Here is a 17,867-nt window from a genome sequence, read left to right as displayed (position 1 = left end):
TAGCCGAGCCCGGTGTCCCCGGAAAAGGAGACTCCCCCGGGCGCCGCCGCGACCATTTCTCCCCCGAGCGCCCGGATCTCCTCCGACAGCACGGTCTCGAGCCCCTTGCTCGTGGTGGCGAAGTACCGGCGGGTCGACATGTTTCCATCATACCGGGGGACATTCCTGGCTGTTATCTTTTCCCGACGCAGGAGTGTCCCCCCCAGGGACGTTCCTAAGAACTCTTCCTCGCCTGCGGCGGGTGCCGCATCTGCGCGCCCCGTTGGGAGGGCGCCGGGATCGGCTCCGCAGCCTCGGAGGGGGGCTCCGTTCGTGGCTCGCCGTGCGGTGCACCTGCAAGGCTGCGCTCCGGTCTCCAGGGGTACATTCCCTCAGATCCCGGCATTCGAGGGCCGCTGCATCCGCTTCGGCTTCGTTGCCCCCCCTCACCGTACCGCAGCGGGTACGCTTCGGTCGGGCGCCTCGCCGGAAGCGGCGCATCGACCCTCTCGGTGCTCGGCCTCTTCGGCAACGGACCCCTTGAGGCCGGTCTCACTGCGCCCCCACTCCTGCGGCTGCTGCGCTTTCCAAACGGAGCACGCTATCGGGGATGTCCCCGGCGGGAGTGTCCCTCCCCCGCTGACCTGTGATACATTGAAAACATCAAGAAAACAGGGAGATCCGGATGGCGATCACCAGGGAAGAGGTGTTGCACGTGGCCCGGCTCGCCCGGCTGGCGCTCTCTTCGGCCGAGGCGGACAGGATGCGGGACCAGCTGGCCCACATCCTCGATACCATCCAGCAGCTCGAACGACTCGACACGAAGGGCGTCGTCCCCACCTCCCATGCCGTGGAGATGGGGACGCCGTTTCGCGACGACTCCGTCGATCCCTTCGGAGGGAAGGAGGAGATCCTGAAGAACGCCCCCGACCGGGAAGAGGATTTCTTCCGCGTGCCGCGGATCATCGAGGACTAAAAGGAATGGCGGAGATCCCCGTGCACGAGTGGACGCTTCTTGACGCCGCGAAGGCGGTTCGCGACAGGAAGATCTCCTCCCGGGAGCTGACCCGCGCGCTTCTCTCCCGGATCGAGCGGCTCAACCCGAAGATCAACGGCTTCATCACGGTCCTCCCGGAATCGGCGATGCGGGAGGCTGCCGCCCGCGACGAGGAGCTTGCCCGGGGCGAGGTGCGGGGGCCGCTGCACGGGGTCCCCGTGGGGCTCAAGGACATCTTCTGCACCAAGGGGATCCGCACCACCTGCGGGAGCCGGATCCTGCACAACTTCGACCCGCCGTACGACGCCACGGTCACCGGGAAGATCCGGGACGCCGGCGCGATCCTTCTCGGGAAGCAGAACATGGACGAGTTCGCGATGGGGTCCTCCACGGAGACATCCTGGTTCGGCCCCACCCTCAACCCGTGGGCGACGGACAGGATCCCGGGAGGCTCCTCCGGGGGGACGGCGGCCTCCGTGGCGGCGGGGCTCTGTTTCGCCGGAGTGGGGACGGACACGGGCGGGTCGATACGGCAGCCGGCGGCCCTGTGCGGCGTCGTGGGGATGAAGCCGACCTACGGCCGCGTCTCCCGCTACGGAATGATCGCCTTCGCGTCGTCTCTCGACCAGGGGGGGCCGATCGCCCGGACCGTTCCCGACGCGGCGGCCGTCCTCTCGGTCATCGCGGGGCACGACCGGAGGGACTCCACCTCGGTCGACGTCCCGGTGCCGGACTACCTCGCCGCTACCGGCAGGGGGGTGAAGGGGATGCGGGTCGGACTGCCAAAGGAATATTTCGCCGAAGGGCTGGACCCGGCCGTCCGGGCCGCGGTGGAGAAGGCGCTCGCGGCGTTGGTATCCCGGGGCGTCGTGCCGGTCGAGATCTCCCTGCCGCACACAGGATTCGCCCTGGCGACGTACTACATCATCGCCCCCGCGGAGGCGTCCTCCAACCTCGCGCGCTACGACGGGGTCCGGTACGGGTACCGGACGGACGGAGCGAAGGGGCTGATCGAGATGATGTCCCGGACGCGCGCGGAGGGATTCGGGGCGGAGGTCAAGCGGCGGATCATGATCGGGACCTACGCGCTGTCTGCGGGGTACTACGAGGCGTACTACGGGAAGGCGCAGAAGGCGCGCACGCTCCTGAGGCGGGATTTCTCGGAAGCGTTCGCCCGGGTCGACGTGATCCTCACCCCCACCTCCCCCACGCCGGCGTTCCGCATCGGGGAGAAGGTGGACGACCCGCTGACCATGTACCTCTCGGATATCTACACGATCCCGTGCAACCTGGCGGGGATCCCGGGGATCTCCGTGCCGTGCGGCTTCTCGTCCGACGGCCTCCCGATCGGGGCGCAACTTTTGGGAAGGCATTTCGACGAGGAGGCGCTCTTCGCCGCGGCCGCCGCGATCGAGCGGGAGATCCCGCTGCCGCGGGTGGCGCCGCTTGCGGGAGGATAGGGGGATGGAGTTCGAAGCGGTCATCGGCCTGGAGGTCCACGCCCAGCTCGCGACCCGGAGCAAGATCTTCTGCGCCTGCTCGGCGAAGTTCGGGGCGCCCCCCAACGAGAACACCTGCCCCGTCTGCACGGGGATGCCGGGCGTCCTGCCGGTCCTGAACCGAAAGGCGGTGGAGTTCGCCATCCGCACCGCGCTGGCCACCTCCTGCCTCGTGCAGGCAAGAAGCGTCTTCGCGCGGAAGAACTACTTCTACCCGGACCTGCCGAAGGCGTACCAGATCTCGCAGTACGAACTGCCCCTGGCGGTCTCCGGGCATATCGAGATCGGGGGGGACGGCGCGACCCGGCGGATCGGGATCACCCGCATCCACCTGGAGGAGGATGCGGGCAAGCTCGTCCACGCCGGGGCCTTTTCCGGGGCGCAGACGTCGCTTTCGGATCTCAACCGCTGCTCGGTCCCCCTCATGGAGATCGTCTCCGAACCCGACATCCGGACGCCGGAGGAGGGGGGCGCGTACCTGCGCCGCCTGCGGGACATCCTCGTCTACCTGGAAGTCTGCGACGGGAACATGGAGGAAGGGTCGTTCCGCTGCGACGCGAACGTCTCCGTCCGGCCGAAGGGGCAGACAGGATTCGGGACCAGGGCGGAGCTCAAAAACATGAACTCCTTCCGGAACGTGGAGAAGGCCCTTGAGTACGAGATCCGGCGCCAGGTGGAGCGGATCGAGGACGGCGGCAAGGTGGTGCAGGAGACCCGCCTGTGGGACGCCGACTCCGGCGTGACCCTCTCGATGCGCGGCAAGGAGGAGGCGCACGACTACCGGTACTTCCCCGACCCCGACCTTCTCCCCCTCCATCTCGACGAGGCGTGGATCGAGGAGCTGCGGAAAACGATCCCCGAGCTCCCCGGGGAAAAGATCCCCCGGATCTCCTCCCGCTACGGGGTTCCCCGCTACGACGCGGAGCTTCTCTCCTCCTCCCGCGCGCTCGCCGACTTCTTCGAGGCGTCGGTCGCCGCCTTCGGGGTGAATCCGAAGGTGACCGCGAACGAGTGCATCCAGTGGAAAGAGGCCATCATCGCCGGAAAGCTTGCGCCCGAGGCGATCGCCCACGTCGTGGAGGACCGCGAGACCGGGACGATCTCCGCCACGGCCTCCAGGACGCTGGTGGAGACCGCGATCGCTACGGGCAAGCCCGTCCGGCAGATCCGGGACGAGAAAGGGCTGACCCAGGTCTCCGACGCGGGGGCGCTCGAGGCGATCGTGGACAGGATCATCGCCTCGAACCCGAAGGAGGTCGCGAGCTATCGCGCCGGCAAGAGCGGCCTCCTCTCCTTCTTTGTGGGGCAGGTCATGAGGGAGACGAGGGGAAAGGCGAACCCGAGGGTGGTCCAGGAGTTATTGAAGGCCAGACTCGGCTAGTGCACTAGGAGGGGACCATGCGGAAGGCAGGGATCGTCGCGGCAGTCGTCGGGTTCTTTCTCGTGATCGCGGTTCTCCTGCTCCCCCGGCTGGTGTCGCTCGATTCCTTCCGTCCCCGCATCGTGGCGGCCCTCGAAGAGAAGACCGGACGCACGATCGGCCTGTCCGGCCTTTCCCTGTCCCTGTTTCCCGGAATCGGCGTGAAGGTTACGCAGCTTACGGTCTCCGGGGACGCGCGCCATCCCGGCGAGCGGCTCCTGTCGGTGCCGGAGGCGGAAATCCGGCTGGCGATCGCGCCGCTTTTTTCCGGAAGGACGGAGTTTACGAAGTTCATCCTGCGCCGGCCGGAGGTCCGGTTTCGCCGCTATCTCGACGGGACCCACTCCGCAACGGATATCGTCGCCCGGCTCGCGAAGGAGGAGAAGCCAACCGCCGCCGCGCCAGCGGAAAAACCTAAGGAAAAGGTGGCCGTGGCGGTGAGGGAGATTCGCGTCGAGGAGGCGAAGCTCTTCTTCCGCCAGGAGGAGAAAGCCGGCAGGGATAGCGCCTGGGAGATCTCCCCGTTCACCCTCCGCGTGTCGGGGATCGGGGAGACGCAGAAGGAGATCGAGGTCAAGACCCGGATCGAGGGGAGGGTGCGGGGCGATATTTCGCTCGTCGTACGGGTGGCCGGCGGGCGGGAGGCGGGAACCGGCCGCCCCGCAGACGCGCTCCGCGGCGAGGGGACGCTGTTCGGGCAGAAGGTGGCGGTGGAGGGAAAAGTCTTCCCCTCGCAGCAGCCTTTCGCGGTCGACCTTGCGATCTCCTTCCCCGGCGTGGAAATGGGGAAGATCCAGGCGATGTTCCCGGATCCGCCGGAACGCCTCGCGAAAGCGCGTCTCGAGGGGGTCGTCCCCCTTTCCGTGAACGTCGCCGGAACCCTTGGGTCGCCGGGCTTCACCGTCAAGGCCGACCTGACCCGCATGGGCGCGACGCTCAGCGCGGACCCGGAACTGCGCAAAGTCGTCGACGCCCCGTGCACGATCGCCGCAACGGGGCGCTATTCCCCCGGACGGCTGCTCCTCTCGAACATGGACCTGCGCTTTCCCCCGCTCTCCGTGACCGGGAACGCCGTCGTGAATCCCGGAACGGGGGGACGGGAATGGGCGATCTCCGCGAAGATCTCCTCCCTCGCCGACTTCGGGAAGATCCCCGGGGCGGGGATGCTTTCGAAATGGTCCCCGGCGGGGCGCCTGGCGGCCGCGGGGAAGGGGCGGCTCGACCGGACCGGCGAAAGGGAGAGGTACGAAATCGCGGTCGATCTCGGGGACGTGGGGTTCCAGGTGCCGGGGAGGCGGATCGAACTTCGGGCGGTGGACGGCCGCGTGGAGCTTACGGACGGGGCGGTGAGGTTTCGCCCCCTCGCGGGGCTTCTCAACGGACAGCGGTTTTCCTTGCAGGGGGAGGCCGCCCTGGGGGAAAAGCCCGCGGGCGAAGTCGATTTCCGGATGGCGTATCTGGATGTGGACGCGCTTTTCCCGCCGGAGGAAGCGGGCGGGAAAAAGGAGGGGAAGGAACCGACGCCGAAGAAGGAAGGGACGAAGGCGGAAAAAAGCCGTGAGGTGGCAGCCCGCGTCAACCTGGCGATCGACGCCGGGAAGGCGAGGGGGGTGGAGTTCCAGAACCTCCGGGGAAAGATCCGGTACGAGGGAGGGACCCTGTTTCTCGACTCCGTAAGTGCCCGGATGTACGGCGGGGATGTCGCGCTGTCCGGGCGCCTCGGTCTTGGCGCCCCTTCCCCGGACTTCCGGGTGAAGGTCGCGGTGAAGGACCTGGCCGCGGAGGAGATCCTCTCCCGCAAGACGACGATGAAGGACTTCCTTTCCGGCCCGGTCACCCTCTCGGCGGAGATCGGGGGAGGGATGAAGGACTTTGCCGATTTCTCGCGCACGGGAGCGGGATCGGGGTCCGTGAAGATCGCCGGTGGTAAAATCAAGGGTGTGGATCTCCTCGCGACGGCGGCGGGCCTGGCCGGCCTCGGGGCGATTGCGGCCGCGGCCCCGTCCGGGCGTGCGGGAAGGGGAGATACGGTATTTTCCGACCTCTCGGCGGATTTCCGGGTGGAGAACGGGAAGATCAAGACGGAGGCGCTTCGGGTCCTCTCCGAGAAGATGGGGCTTACCGGATCGGCCGCCATCGGGTTCGACCGGACGATCGACTTCCGCGGGGTGCTCCGGCTCTCCCGGGAGATGTCGGATCGCGTTCGGGGAGGGGCGGGGAAGTTCCTGGTCGGGGAGGGCGGCCGCGTGGAAATCCCGCTGGTGATGACGGGTCCGCTCACGTCCCCGGCGGTGTCGATCGACCCCGCGGCGCTCGCTGCCGGGGTGGCGCAAAAGGTCCTCCGGGGGCTGACCGGTGCGATTCCGGGGATCGGGACCGCCCCCGGAACGGACAACGCCGCGCCCGGGATGAAACCGAAAAAAGAGGATCCGTTCCGGGAAGTGGAAGGGATCTTCAAGAAGATCCTTCCGGGGAAATAGGGGGGGAGATGGCGGGAAAGAGAAGCGCGCTTCTGGTGATCGACATGCTCGAGGATTTCGTGCGGCCCGGGGCGCCGCTCGAGGTCCCGCAGACGAGGAAGATCCTTCCGGCGATCGCACGCCGTATCTCCCGCGCGCGCCGGGAGGGGGATCTCGTGGTGTACGTGTGCGATTCCCACAGGAAAAACGATCCGGAGTTCGCCCGGATGGGGTGGCCGCCCCACGCCGTGGCCGGGACGAAGGGGGCCGCCGTCGCAAGCGAGATCGCGCCGGAACCCGGAGACGTGGTCGTGGAGAAGAAGACCTACTCGGGATTCTTCCGCACCACCCTTCCAACCGTCCTCCGCCGGCACGGCATCCGGTCGGTTTCGCTCTCCGGATGCGTCACCCATATCTGCATCCTGTACACCGCGGCGGACGCCGCGATGCGCGGCTACGACGTCATCGTGAACGAGTCGCTCGTGGCGGGGCTGGACGGGAAGTCGCACCGGTTCGCGCTCGACCAGATGGAGAAGGTGCTGGGCGTGCGCGTGGTCCGGCGCGCTGAAAAACGATAGTGGGGTCTTCACTACGGTAAAGTGTCCGCGCCTGACTCCCGGAGCCAGGCGCAGCGGGGGGTTCCCCGGAGTGGCGTGTGGAGCGAGAGAGAAGTACCCCCGCCTGGCGGGGTCCGTTCCGACGAGCGGAACCCGCAGCGAGCGGGCGCAGGTCGCGAGCGTAGCGGAGGGGAATCCCCCGCGAGCCTCGGGCACCGGGAGGGGACACTCCTCGGGGCGTCAGCCCGATATGAAGCGGGAATTAGGACCCGCAGCACCCGGAAAGGAGCGACGGTGATGAACCCGATCCCCAGCCAGGAAGAGATCCGCCGCGGGGACACGACGGACGTCTACTTCGTCCGCACGAGGGAGGTGTTGAAGAGCCTCGGAAAGGACGCCGTGCGGGTGAAGGCGGAGGTGTACGTCAAGCGGTTCCCCGACGGGTACGAGCACGCCATCCTGGCCGGGAGGGACGAGATGCTTTCCCTCTTCGAGGGGAGGAACGTGGACATGCTGGCGATGGAGGAGGGGGCTCTCTTTCTGCTCGAGGAGCCGGTCCTTGCCGTCGAGGGGCCGTACGGCGAGTTCTGCGAGATGGAGACGGCGATGCTCGGCATCCTCTGCCAGGCCTCCGGGATCGCCACGAAGACCTCCCGGATCAAGCGGCTGGCCGGGGACCGGACGGTGTTGAGCTTCGGGGCGCGACGCATGCACCCCGCGCTTTCCACCCTCATCGACCGCCACGCCTTCGTGGGGGGGGCCGACGGCGTATCGGTCGTGCGCAGCGCGGCGTACCTGGGCGAGATCCCCCAGGGGACGATGCCGCACGCCCTTATCCTGGTGCTCGGGGACACCGTCGAGGCGCTCCGGGGGTTCGACGACGCGGTGCCGCCGGATGTCCCCCGCGTCTGCCTGATCGACACCCTCCAGGACGAGAAGTTCGAGGCGATCCGCGCCGCGGAGGCCCTGGGAAAGAGGCTGGCCGCGGTCCGTCTCGACACCCCCTCCTCGCGGCGGGGGAACTTCCGGAGGATCGTCCGGGAGGTCCGATGGGAACTCGACCTGAGGGGATTCTCCCACGTGCGGATCGTCGTCTCCGGGGGGCTGGGCGAGGAGGACATCTCCTCCCTGCGGGACGTGGTGGACGGCTTCGGCGTGGGGACCTGCATCAGCAACGCCCCCACGATCGACTTCGCCCTGGACATCGTGGAGGTGGAGGGAAGGCCGTTCGCGAAGCGGGGGAAACTCTCCGGCGGCAAGCAGGTCGTCCGGTGCGGGTCGTGCGGCCATCGCGGCATCGTCCCGGAGGCTGCGGCCGCGGGGCCGTGCCGCTGCGGCTCCCCGACGGAACCCCTTCTCCGCCCGGCGATGAAGGGGGGAAAGGTGGTGGCTCCCTCCCTCTCCCCGCGCGAGCTGCGGAGCCGGGTGGGGGAGCAGGTGGCGCGATTTCACGAGCGGAGAGAAGGCCGATGACGACGGTCCCCGGCGGAGACGGCCGGATGGTCCCCACCCTGGAATGGACGGGGGACGCGCTGCTCCTGCTCAACCAGCGCGTCCTTCCGCTGCGGGAGTCGGTGACGCGCATTTCCCAGGCGTCGGGGGTGGCCCACGCCATCCGGACGATGGTGGTTCGGGGTGCGCCCGCGATCGGTGTGGCGGCGGCGTTCGGTCTGGTGCTGGCCGTGCAGAACGCCATCCGCAAGAGGCTTCCGTGGCGCGAGGAGTTCCGCAAGGCCGCGGAGGAGCTCGGGGCCACCCGGCCCACGGCCGTGAATCTGTTCTGGGCGATCGACCGGATGCGCAAGGCGGCGGAGAGGCTGCCCGACGAGCCCGAGGGGGCCGCCTACCATCTCGAGAAGGAGGCGATGGCAATCCGGGACGAGGACGTCGCCGCCAACAGGCGGATGGGGGCCCATGGCGCGAAGCTTCTCAAGTCGGGTTCCGTGATCACCCACTGCAACGCCGGGGCTCTCGCGACGGCGGGGTACGGCACGGCGCTGGGGGTGATCCGGGCGGCCGTGGCGGCGGGGAAGAAACTCCACGTGTTTGTGGGCGAGACCCGTCCGTTTCTCCAGGGGGCCCGGCTGACCGCGTGGGAGCTCATGAAGGACGGCATCCCCTGCACCCTGATTACGGACTCCATGGCCGCAACGATCCTTGGGGACGGGAAGGTCCAGGCGGCGATCGTCGGCGCGGACCGGATTGCCGCCAACGGCGACGTGGCGAACAAGATCGGCACGTACGGGCTGGCCGTCCTGTGCCGCGCGCACAAGGTCCCCTTCTACGTGGCCGCCCCCGTATCCACCATCGACCCCTCCGCCCGCACCGGGAAGGCGATCCCCATCGAGGAGCGGGACGGCAGGGAGGTGGCCCACTTTCTGGGTACGCGGGTTGCCCCCGAGGGGATTCCCGTCTACAACCCTGCATTCGACGTGACCCCGGCGAAATACGTGACCGCCCTCGTTACGGAAAAGGGCGTGCTCCGGCCGCCCTTCCCCGGGGCGATCCGGAAGCTCGTTCGGTGACGACGCCTCCCCGTCCGGACTCCCCGTGCGACCGGCTGGGGGAGATGGGCGTCGCGGACACCCTCCGCATCCTTCCCCTGCTCGAGGAGATCCGGAAGCGGATCCCCTGGACGGATTCCGCGTGGGAAGCGCTGTTCGAGGGGGCCCGGGCGGCGCCCGACCCCACCCTCTATTTCCTGAACCTGTCGAAACTGTGCGACTCCCTCCCTCCCGAGGACCTTGAGCAGGCGGTTGCGCGTCCGGAAAACCTGCCCGTCCTCGGAGCCCTGCTCGGCGGATCGGAATCCCTGCCCGAACAGATCGCGCGACGGCGGGAGCTGTTCTCCGCCCTCTTCCTCGAGGGGGGGGTGGCAAAACCGGGGGATCCCGGCGCTCTCTTGTCCGATGCGAAAGACCTGGCCGACCGGTGCGGGGACGAGGAAGAGATCAAGAGGGGCCTGCGGCTGCTCAGGCTCCGGGAGATGGCCCGGATCGCCGCCCGCGACCTCGCCGGGCTGGCCGCGCTTCCCGAAGTGACGGGAGACCTTTCCTCGCTGGCGTCCGCGGCCCTCGAGGGGGCGATCCGGTTCTCCCGTCGGCAGCTCGACGAACGATATGGCGCCCCCCTGATCGAGACGGACGCGGAGGGCCGTCGGAAGTGCGGTTTCGTCGTTCTCGGGATGGGGAAATTCGGGGGGCGCGAGCTCAACTTCAGCTCGGACATCGATCTCATCTACCTGTACGAGACGGAGCGCGGGATGACGGAGGGCGGCAGGGCAGGGGAGCCGGTGACCCTCCACGAGTATTTCGTCCGGCTCTGCGAAATCGTCACCCGGATCCTCTCGGAGGTCACGGAGGACGGGTTCGTCTTCCGCGTCGACCTGCGGCTCCGTCCCGACGGCACGAAAGGGGACCTTGCCAACTCGCTCCGGTCCGCCGAGGTCTACTACGAGTCGTGGGGACAGACATGGGAGCGCGCGGTGATGATCAAGGCGCGTCCCGTGGCGGGGGACGCCTGGATCGGGGAGCAGTTCCTCGGGAGCATCACCCCCTTCGTGTACCGCAAATACCTGGACTTCACCTCCCTCGAGGAGATCAAGGAGATGAAGGACCGGGTCGACATCGCCTCCGCGCGCGCGCCGAGGCACGCGAGGGATCTCAAGCTGGGCGCGGGGGGGATCCGGGAGATCGAGTTCTTCGCCCAGGCGCACCAGCTGATCTACGGAGGGAAGAACCCGGACCTGCGGCTGCGGGGGACGGTGGAGACCCTTCGGGCGCTCGTCGGGGCGGGCATCGTCTCGCAGAGGGATTGCGACACGCTGACGGAGGCGTACACGTTCCTGCGGTCCCTCGAGCACAGGATCCAGGTCTACCAGGACCGGCAGACCCACGCCCTCCCGGAGCGGGAAGAGGACCTGCTTCGTCTGGCGCGCACCATGGGGCTGCCCGATGCGCGGGCTCTGGACGCGGCGGTGGACCGGCACACGGGGAACGTCCGGGCGATCTACGACCGTCTCTTTCGTGCGGCCCCCGCGGAGGCGGGGCCGGAAGTCTCCCCGGACGTGCTCGCCGTCCTGTACCCGATTTCGGAGGAGGAGGATATCGGCGACCGGCTTTCGGCGCTTCGGTTTCGCGACCTCGAGGCGGCGCGCCGGAATGTGGCGATGCTCCGGGACGGCCCTCCGTTCATCCGGATGCCGGCAAGGGCAAGGCGGTATCTGGGAAAGATCGCCCCGCTGATCCTCTCCCGCGTGGTCTTGTCTCCCGACCCCGACATGGCCCTCCACCACACGGAGCGGTTCCTCTCCGCGGTCGGCGCCCGGACGATGTTCTATGCCCTGCTGTTCGAGAACCGGCAGGTGATCGACGTGCTGGTGCGGCTCTTCGGAAGCAGCCGGTACCTTTCGGGGTACCTCCTCCGTCACCCCGAGCTGCTGGACACCTTGCTGCGAAAGGACCTCTCTCCTCCGGTCAAGACGAAGTCCGACCTGCGGAAGGAACTGGGGGAGATGCTCGCGGGGTGCGCCGATTACGAGCAGGAGCTGGATGAGCTGCGTCGCTTCAAGAACATGGAGATGCTGCGGGTCGGCATGAACGACCTGGCCGGCAACCTCTCCCTCGAGGAGGGGATGTTCCAGTTGTCCGCCCTGGCGGAGGTCCTCCTGTCGTACACCCTCGTCCTGGCGCAGCGGGCGACGACGCGCCGGTTCGGAGTCCCGATGGTGGCGGACGGCGGGGAACCCGGGAGGGAGGCGGAGTTCTGCGTGCTGGGGATGGGAAAGCTGGGCGCCGAGGAGCTATCCTACCACAGCGACCTCGACATCATCTTTCTCTACTCCGGCGCGGGGGAGACCGTCCCGGCGCCCGGCCAGGACCCGGCGGATTTCCGCAAGCTGTCGAACCACGAGTACTTCGCCAAGGTGGCCCAGCGACTGATCTCCATCCTGACCACGGTGACGCGGGAGGGGTACGTCTACCGCCTGGACACGCGGCTGCGTCCCTCGGGGAACGCGGGACCCCTGGTCTCCTCCCTGGCGGCGTTCGAACGGTACCACGAGCAGTCCGCACAGCTCTGGGAGCGTCAGGCTCTCCTCCGCTGCCGGTTCGTGGCGGGGGACCGGGAGTTCGGCAGGCGGGTGGAGCAGATGGTCGCCCGGGTCATCTTCGACCGTCCTCTCCCCCCCGATGCCCCGGCCGAGATCAACCGCCTCCGGAAGCGCATGGAGATGGAGCTGGGGAAAGAGCGTCAGGACCGGCGAAACCTCAAGGTGGGGCGCGGGGGGATCGTCGACGTCGAGTTCGCCGTGCAGTACCTCCAGCTCCTGCACGGTCCGGGCAACCCCTCCCTGCGCGTGCGGCCCACGCTCAAGGCCCTCTACGAGTACCGCCGGGCGAACGTCCTGTCCGAGGAAGACTTCCTGGCGATGGACGGGGGATACCGTTTCCTGCGTTCCCTGGAAGTGTCCCTGCGACTGTCCCACGATGCCTCCATCGAGCAGTTCGACCCGTCCCGGCTCCCCCCGGACCAGCAGGACCGCTATTCGCGGGAGACGGAAACCATCCGCGGGATCTATCGGAAGATTCTCGGGCTGGGGGAGGAGGAAAAGATCCGATAAGAGGTTCAGGTCACCCGATTTCGTCGTCGGGGAAATCGAACATCGGGTGACGCTTGATCCATTCCGCCACGACCACCTGCCGGTCGGAGCGGGGGTGATCTTCGGACTTGACGTCCAGCATGGCGTTCCGTATCTCCATCAGCAGGAAGGTGTTGAACCCGCCGATCTCCTCCCAGCGGGAAGCCTGGTCCCTGTCGTTGTCGTAGAAATGGGCCACGTTGTCCTCTCCTACTCCATTAGAACGGAAGACCGGGGGGAAAGATTCAGTGAAAAATGCATCCCCCCCGCAAATTTTTCGTTGAATCTATCGGGCAACGGGGGGGGTTGTCAAAGAAAAAGTCGCAGGCCGGCCGCGGAATACGGCCCCACGGGGATCGTAATCCGGTTGTCCGGGTTGCGCGTCTCGCCGATCGAGGTCACCCGGATCCCCGCCAGGTCGACCACCGGGCACTTGTACTCGCAGATGCCGCACCCGATGCACAGGTCAGTGACCACCACGGGGACCTTCACCGGTTTCCCCCCTTTCCCGGCGCGCTCCTCGAAGACGATCGCCTTTTTCGGGGTCGGGCAATGCTCCTCGCAGACGATGCAGGGGGTCCCCTGCGCGAAGGGGATGCACCGGGAGGGGTCGACGAACGCCAGGCCGATGACGATCTTCTGCTTTTTCGGCAGGGCGAGTTTTTCGATCGCCTGGGTGGGGCAGACCTGCCCGCAGAGCGTGCAGTTGTATTCGCAGTAGCCGATCCGGGAGACGAGCTTCGGCGTCCAGATCCCCTCGATCCCGGCGGAGAGAAGCGTGGGCTGCAGTCCGCCGGTGATGCACACTTTCATGCACTCTGCGCAGCGGACGCACCGGGCGAGGAAATCGGTCTCGGGGCGCGATCCCGGGGGTCGCACGAGTTCGGGCGCGGGTCTTGCCTGGGCGGGGGAGGTCTTCATCACCCAGGTGGCGGCGGCTCCGGAGAAGAGGGCGGAAAGGGCCGCCCGCCTGTCGACGTCGAGGCGGTCCTTCGTCCCCCGCGCCGGTGTGAAGGTCCACGCGAGGGCCCCCTCCGGGCACTCGGCGGTGCAGTTGAAGCAGGTCACGCACTCCGACGGGGACCAGTGTTCTTTCGTGTGAGGGTTCGCCCCGCCCGCGCAGACGTCCCGGCACTGCATGCAGCGGGTGCACTTCTCGTTCATGCCAAGCCGGAGCAGGCCGGCGCGGGAGAAGATCCCGAGCAGCCCCCCGAGGGGGCAGACGAACCGGCAGAAGAACCGCGTCCGGTACCGGTTCAGGGCGAGCACGAGGAAGAAGAGGGAGAAGAGGAACAGGGCCTGCTCGTACCGCGCCGGGAAAAAGGACAGGAAGTGGGTCCGCAGGAAGGTGTATGCCGCATCGAAAATGTCCGATGCCGGGCGCCAGGGGAGACGGTATCCCCAGTCGAGAAACAGGCGCAGGACATGGTTGATCCCCGGCATCACCGAGAGCGAGAGCGAGCGGATCAGGAGGGAGATCGGATCCAGCAATCCCGCCGTCTGGATCCCGAAGAGCGCCGCCCCGGCAAAAAACAGCAGCGTCGCGAACTTCCACCGCGCCCCCCGGGTCTTTGTTCCCCGCTCCTCCGCATATTTCCTGTCGTAGAAGCTCACCGCATGATTCAGCGTCCCGAGGGGACAGACCCACCCGCAGAAGGCCCGGCCGAACAGCAGGGTCACGGGTACGAACAGCAGGGCCAAAAAGAGGGCGGCGGGAAGCTTGTGCGCGGAGAGGAGCGACGTCAGGAAGACGAGGAGGTCGGCGTCGAGGAAGATCTTGACGGGATAGGCGAGTTCGTTCCGTCCGTCGTAGTCCGTCTTGACGAGCAGGACGAAAAAAAGGAGGAGGAACGCCCCCTGGGAGAGGCGCCTCGCGAGCTGCTTGGTGTCGAAAGCGGAGCGCATGGGTGTCGCGGCGGCGTCAGCCCGCCGGCCGGACCTCGTAGGGGAGGGGGTCCGGTACGCCGGCCTCGGCGAAGGCCCGCAGCCGGAGAACGCACGAGTCGCACCGCCCGCACGCCTTCTCGCCTTCCCGGTAGCACGACCACGTATGCTCGAAGGGGACGCCGAGCGACTTCCCCATCAGGACGATGTCCTTCTTCTTCAGGTTGACGAAGGGGGCCCGGACGCGAATCCCGCTTTCGTCTTTCGTCCCCCTGCGGATCGCCTCGTTCATCGCCTCGTAGAAAGCGGGCCGGCAGTCGGGGTAGCCGGACGAGTCGGCCCACACCGCGCCGATGTAGACGTTCCTCGCGCCGATCACCTCCGCCCACGACACCGCGATGCAGAGGAAGTGCGCGTTGCGGAACGGAACGTAGGTCGCGGGGATCCCGGGACGGTCCGGGTCCGCGGGGGGTACGTCGAGGGACGGATCGGTCAGGGCCGACCCCCCGATCGTCCTCAGATACCCGATGTCGACCACAAGGCGCTCCTCCGCCTCCAGGTGGTCGGCGATCGCCCGGAAGCAGGCGAGCTCCTTCTTCTCGGTGCGTTGTCCGTAATTTACGTGCAACAGGGCGATGTCCGATTCCCGGGTGGCGAAGACAGCCAGGACGAGACTGTCCATCCCCCCGCTTACGAGGACAATCCCTTTCGGCTTCGCGGGGCTCGTCACACGCCTCTCCGGTCCGGTCCCCACACCAGCTTGTGAAGCTGCAGCTGGAACCTCGCGTCGAGGGCGTCCCCGACCATCCAGCCGGCGAGCTTCTCGGGGGGGAGAAGCCCGAAGGCCGGGGACAGAAGCGCCGTGAACGGGTGAGCCTTCCCGTATTTCCGGATCACCTCCCGGGCGAACCGGTAGTCCTCCTCGGAGGAGAGGACGAACTTGACCTCGTCGCGCGGCGAGAGACGCGCGAAGTTCTCCCAGTCGGTCTTCCCGGCCTCTCCGGAACCGGGACACTTGACGTCCATGATCTTGACCGCCCGGGGATCGAGGCGGGAAAGCGCAACCGTTCCGTTCGTCTCCACGAGCACCGTGTGACCCAGGTCAAGGAGCGCCGAAACGAGAGCGGGCGTCTCCTCCTGCAGCAGCGGTTCGCCGCCGGTCACCGTCACCCGCGGGATTTTGAAAAAAACGACACGGGAGACAACCTCCCCGAGGGGGAACTCCTCCCCGTCGTCGTAGGCGTACGTCGTGTCGCAGTAACGGCAGCGGAGGTTGCACCCGGTCAGGCGAACGAAGGCGAAGGGGAGGCCGACGTACGAGGTCTCCCCCTGGATGCTGGCGAAGATCTCGGACACGCGGAGCATCATCCTATGGTACCACGGTGCCCCTGCGCCCTTCGGCCGATTTTCCGGAGGGGATCCCTACTTGAGGACGTCGAGCCAGTGCGCGAAGAGGGCGTCCTTGCCGTGCACGATGTCGAAGAACGCCTCCTGGATCTTCTTCGTGATCGGTCCCGGCTTTCCCGTGCCCACGCGGCGGTCGTCCACCTCCCGCACCGGGGTGATCTCGGCGGCGGTGCCGGTGAAGAACATCTCGTCGGCGATGTACATCTCGTCGCGCGTGAAGCGGGACTCCTTGACCGGGATGTCGAGCTTCTGGGCGATGTTCAGGACCGAGTCCCGGGTGATCCCGGGGAGGATCGAGGTCAGGGACGAGGTCTGGAGGATGCCGTGCCGGACGATGAAGATGTTCTCCCCCGAGCCCTCCGCGACGTACCCTTCCGTGTCGAGCATCACCGCCTCGTCGTACCCCGCCTTCACCACCTCCCACTTCGCCAGGACGGAGTTGACGTAGTGCCCGTTGATCTTCCCCTTCGTCATGGCCGCATTGACGTGGTGACGGTTGAAGGAGGAGACCTTCGCCCGGATCCCCTTCTTGATCCCCTCCTCGCCGAGGTAGGCCCCCCACGCCCAGGCGGCCACCGCCACGCGGATCGGGTTGGTCTTCACGAAAAGGCCCATCTCGCCGTCCCCGATGAAGACGATCGGGCGGATGTACCCCTCGGTGAGGCCGTTGACGGTCAGCGCTTTCCGGATCGCCTGGCAGATCTCCTCGTGCGAGTAGGGGATGGCAAGAAGCACGATGTGGGCCGAGGCGAAGAGGCGGTCCACGTGCTCCTTGAGCCGGAAGATGGCGGAGCCTCCGTCCTCGGTCTTGTAGCAGCGGATCCCCTCGAAGGCGCCGACGCCGTAATGCAGGGTGTGCGAGAGGACGTGGACCTGCGCGGCGTCCCAGTCGACGAATTTCCCGTCCAGCCAGATCTTCTTTGTCTTCGCGACCACGTCCGCCCTCCCCCGGGAATTGATGTGCTATTCTTGCAAAGGTATTCGAAGGCTGTCAATCCGCGTATCCCGCGGCGTGCAGGGAGATCGGGAACGAGGATCTTTTCCGGAGGAGACGGGGGACTTTCATGGCGAACGGGCTCCCGAAGGAGGAGAGGGACCGGAAGCGGATCGGAACGGCCCGCTTCTCCGTGGGGAGCGCGGTCACCCTCGCCGCGACCAAGCTTGTCGTCGGGGTCGCAAGCGGCTCCTTGGGCATCCTCTCCTCCGCGTTCGACAACCTGGCGGACATCCTCATGTCGGGGGTGAACTACCTCTCCATCCGGAAGTCGATGGAGCCCGCCGACTCCTCCCATCCGTACGGCCACGGGAAGGTGGAAACGCTCGGCACGGTCTTCATGTCGGTGGTCGTCGCCCTGACGGGAATATGGATCGTCTGGGAAGGGATCCGCCGGCTGCGCGCCGGGATCGTCCCGCGCTCGGTGGACACGGGGCTCGTCGTCATGGCCTTGTCGGTCGTCGCCTCCTGGTACATCTCCGAGCGGATCCGGAAGGCGGGGGAGGAGACCGGCTCGCCCGCTCTTGCGGCGGATTCCCTCCACTTCCGGACCGATGTCTGGTCGGGGGGGGGGATCCTGGCCTCCCTTCTCGCGTACCGCGTGACCGGGTGGAGGTGGCTGGACCCCGGGGCGGCCGTGATCGTGGGCGGGTATATCGTCACCGCGGCCTTTCCCATCCTCCGGGAGGCGCTGGGGGACCTTCTGGACCGCAGCCTCCCGAACGAAACGGTGGAGAGGATCCGGCACATCATCGACAGCCACCGGCCCCTCGTGGTCGACTATCACAAACTGCGCACGCGGCGCTCCGGCTCAGAGAAGCACGTGGACTTCCACGTCGTCGTCTGCAGCCAGTACCTCCTGGAGGACGCCCACCGGCTGGCGGATCACCTCGAAAGGGAGGTTTCCCAGGCGCTGGGCAATGCCCAAGTCGTGACCCACATCGACCCGTGCGATCTCGAGTGCCCCGGGAAGGACCACTGCGAGCGGATCCTCTCCACAATCCGGAATCTGGAGGTTCTTGAAAAGGAGCCG

The 17,867-nt window shown here is 67.4% G+C and carries 14 protein-coding genes; 9 read left to right on the top strand and 5 right to left on the bottom strand.

What is annotated here, in order from left to right; genetic code table 11:
• Positions 1 to 664: 664 nt before the first annotated feature.
• The 8 genes from gatC (at position 665) to glnE (ending at position 12,531) form a co-directional block, all read left to right on the top strand.
• Positions 665 to 955 (top strand): Asp-tRNA(Asn)/Glu-tRNA(Gln) amidotransferase subunit GatC, encoded by a 291-nt coding sequence (gene gatC, locus VJ307_07475; protein HJX73981.1) that lies wholly within the window; start codon positions 665 to 667, stop codon positions 953 to 955.
• Between the two features lie 5 nt (positions 956 to 960).
• Entirely contained in the window at positions 961 to 2,436 is a 1,476-nt protein-coding gene (gene gatA / locus VJ307_07470; protein HJX73980.1) for an Asp-tRNA(Asn)/Glu-tRNA(Gln) amidotransferase subunit GatA, read from the top strand.
• Between the two features lie 4 nt (positions 2,437 to 2,440).
• Positions 2,441 to 3,856: an Asp-tRNA(Asn)/Glu-tRNA(Gln) amidotransferase subunit GatB gene (gene gatB, locus VJ307_07465; protein ID HJX73979.1), complete on the top strand. Its 1,416-nt coding sequence runs from the start codon at positions 2,441 to 2,443 to the stop codon at positions 3,854 to 3,856.
• Between the two features lie 17 nt (positions 3,857 to 3,873).
• Positions 3,874 to 6,375, top strand: a complete 2,502-nt coding sequence (locus VJ307_07460) for an AsmA-like C-terminal region-containing protein (GenBank protein HJX73978.1) — start codon at positions 3,874 to 3,876, stop codon at positions 6,373 to 6,375.
• 8 nt (positions 6,376 to 6,383) lie between these two features.
• Positions 6,384 to 6,932: an isochorismatase family cysteine hydrolase gene (locus tag VJ307_07455; GenBank protein ID HJX73977.1), complete on the top strand. Its 549-nt coding sequence runs from the start codon at positions 6,384 to 6,386 to the stop codon at positions 6,930 to 6,932.
• A 276-nt stretch (positions 6,933 to 7,208) separates the two neighbouring features.
• Positions 7,209 to 8,384, top strand: a complete 1,176-nt coding sequence (locus tag VJ307_07450; GenBank protein ID HJX73976.1) for a nicotinate phosphoribosyltransferase — start codon at positions 7,209 to 7,211, stop codon at positions 8,382 to 8,384.
• Positions 8,381 to 9,436, top strand: a complete 1,056-nt coding sequence (gene mtnA, locus VJ307_07445) for an S-methyl-5-thioribose-1-phosphate isomerase (GenBank protein ID HJX73975.1) — start codon at positions 8,381 to 8,383, stop codon at positions 9,434 to 9,436. Before VJ307_07450 ends, mtnA begins: the two co-directional genes overlap by 4 nt.
• Complete coding sequence (gene glnE / locus VJ307_07440; GenBank protein HJX73974.1) at positions 9,433 to 12,531, top strand: bifunctional [glutamate--ammonia ligase]-adenylyl-L-tyrosine phosphorylase/[glutamate--ammonia-ligase] adenylyltransferase; 3,099 nt, start codon at positions 9,433 to 9,435, stop codon at positions 12,529 to 12,531. The genes mtnA and glnE overlap by 4 nt, the downstream gene beginning before the upstream one ends.
• Before the next feature lie 10 nt (positions 12,532 to 12,541).
• Here the strand turns inward: glnE and VJ307_07435 are convergent, their stop codons facing one another.
• From VJ307_07435 to VJ307_07415, 5 genes are all read right to left on the bottom strand, one after another.
• Complete coding sequence (locus VJ307_07435; GenBank protein HJX73973.1) at positions 12,542 to 12,748, bottom strand: hypothetical protein; 207 nt, start codon at positions 12,746 to 12,748, stop codon at positions 12,542 to 12,544.
• Between the two features lie 110 nt (positions 12,749 to 12,858).
• On the bottom strand, positions 12,859 to 14,454 hold the full coding sequence (locus VJ307_07430) for a 4Fe-4S binding protein (protein ID HJX73972.1): 1,596 nt from the start codon (positions 14,452 to 14,454) through the stop codon (positions 12,859 to 12,861).
• 16 nt (positions 14,455 to 14,470) lie between these two features.
• Positions 14,471 to 15,163 (bottom strand): 7-cyano-7-deazaguanine synthase QueC, encoded by a 693-nt coding sequence (queC, locus tag VJ307_07425; GenBank protein ID HJX73971.1) that lies wholly within the window; start codon positions 15,161 to 15,163, stop codon positions 14,471 to 14,473.
• Positions 15,160 to 15,789, bottom strand: coding sequence for a radical SAM protein (locus VJ307_07420; protein HJX73970.1), 630 nt, complete (start codon positions 15,787 to 15,789; stop codon positions 15,160 to 15,162). The genes queC and VJ307_07420 overlap by 4 nt, the downstream gene beginning before the upstream one ends.
• Before the next feature lie 66 nt (positions 15,790 to 15,855).
• Positions 15,856 to 16,776, bottom strand: coding sequence for a branched-chain amino acid transaminase (locus tag VJ307_07415; GenBank protein HJX73969.1), 921 nt, complete (start codon positions 16,774 to 16,776; stop codon positions 15,856 to 15,858).
• A gap of 128 nt (positions 16,777 to 16,904) precedes the next feature.
• Here VJ307_07415 and VJ307_07410 point away from each other — a divergent pair.
• On the top strand, positions 16,905 to 17,867 hold a 963-nt coding region (locus VJ307_07410), incomplete at its 3' end, for a cation diffusion facilitator family transporter (GenBank protein ID HJX73968.1).

Source organism: Candidatus Deferrimicrobiaceae bacterium, assembly GCA_035256765.1.
Lineage (GTDB): Bacteria > Desulfobacterota > Deferrimicrobia > Deferrimicrobiales > Deferrimicrobiaceae > CSP1-8.
The sequence above is the reverse complement of the archived record's forward strand: the minus strand, read 5'-3'. Positions and strand labels throughout refer to the sequence as shown.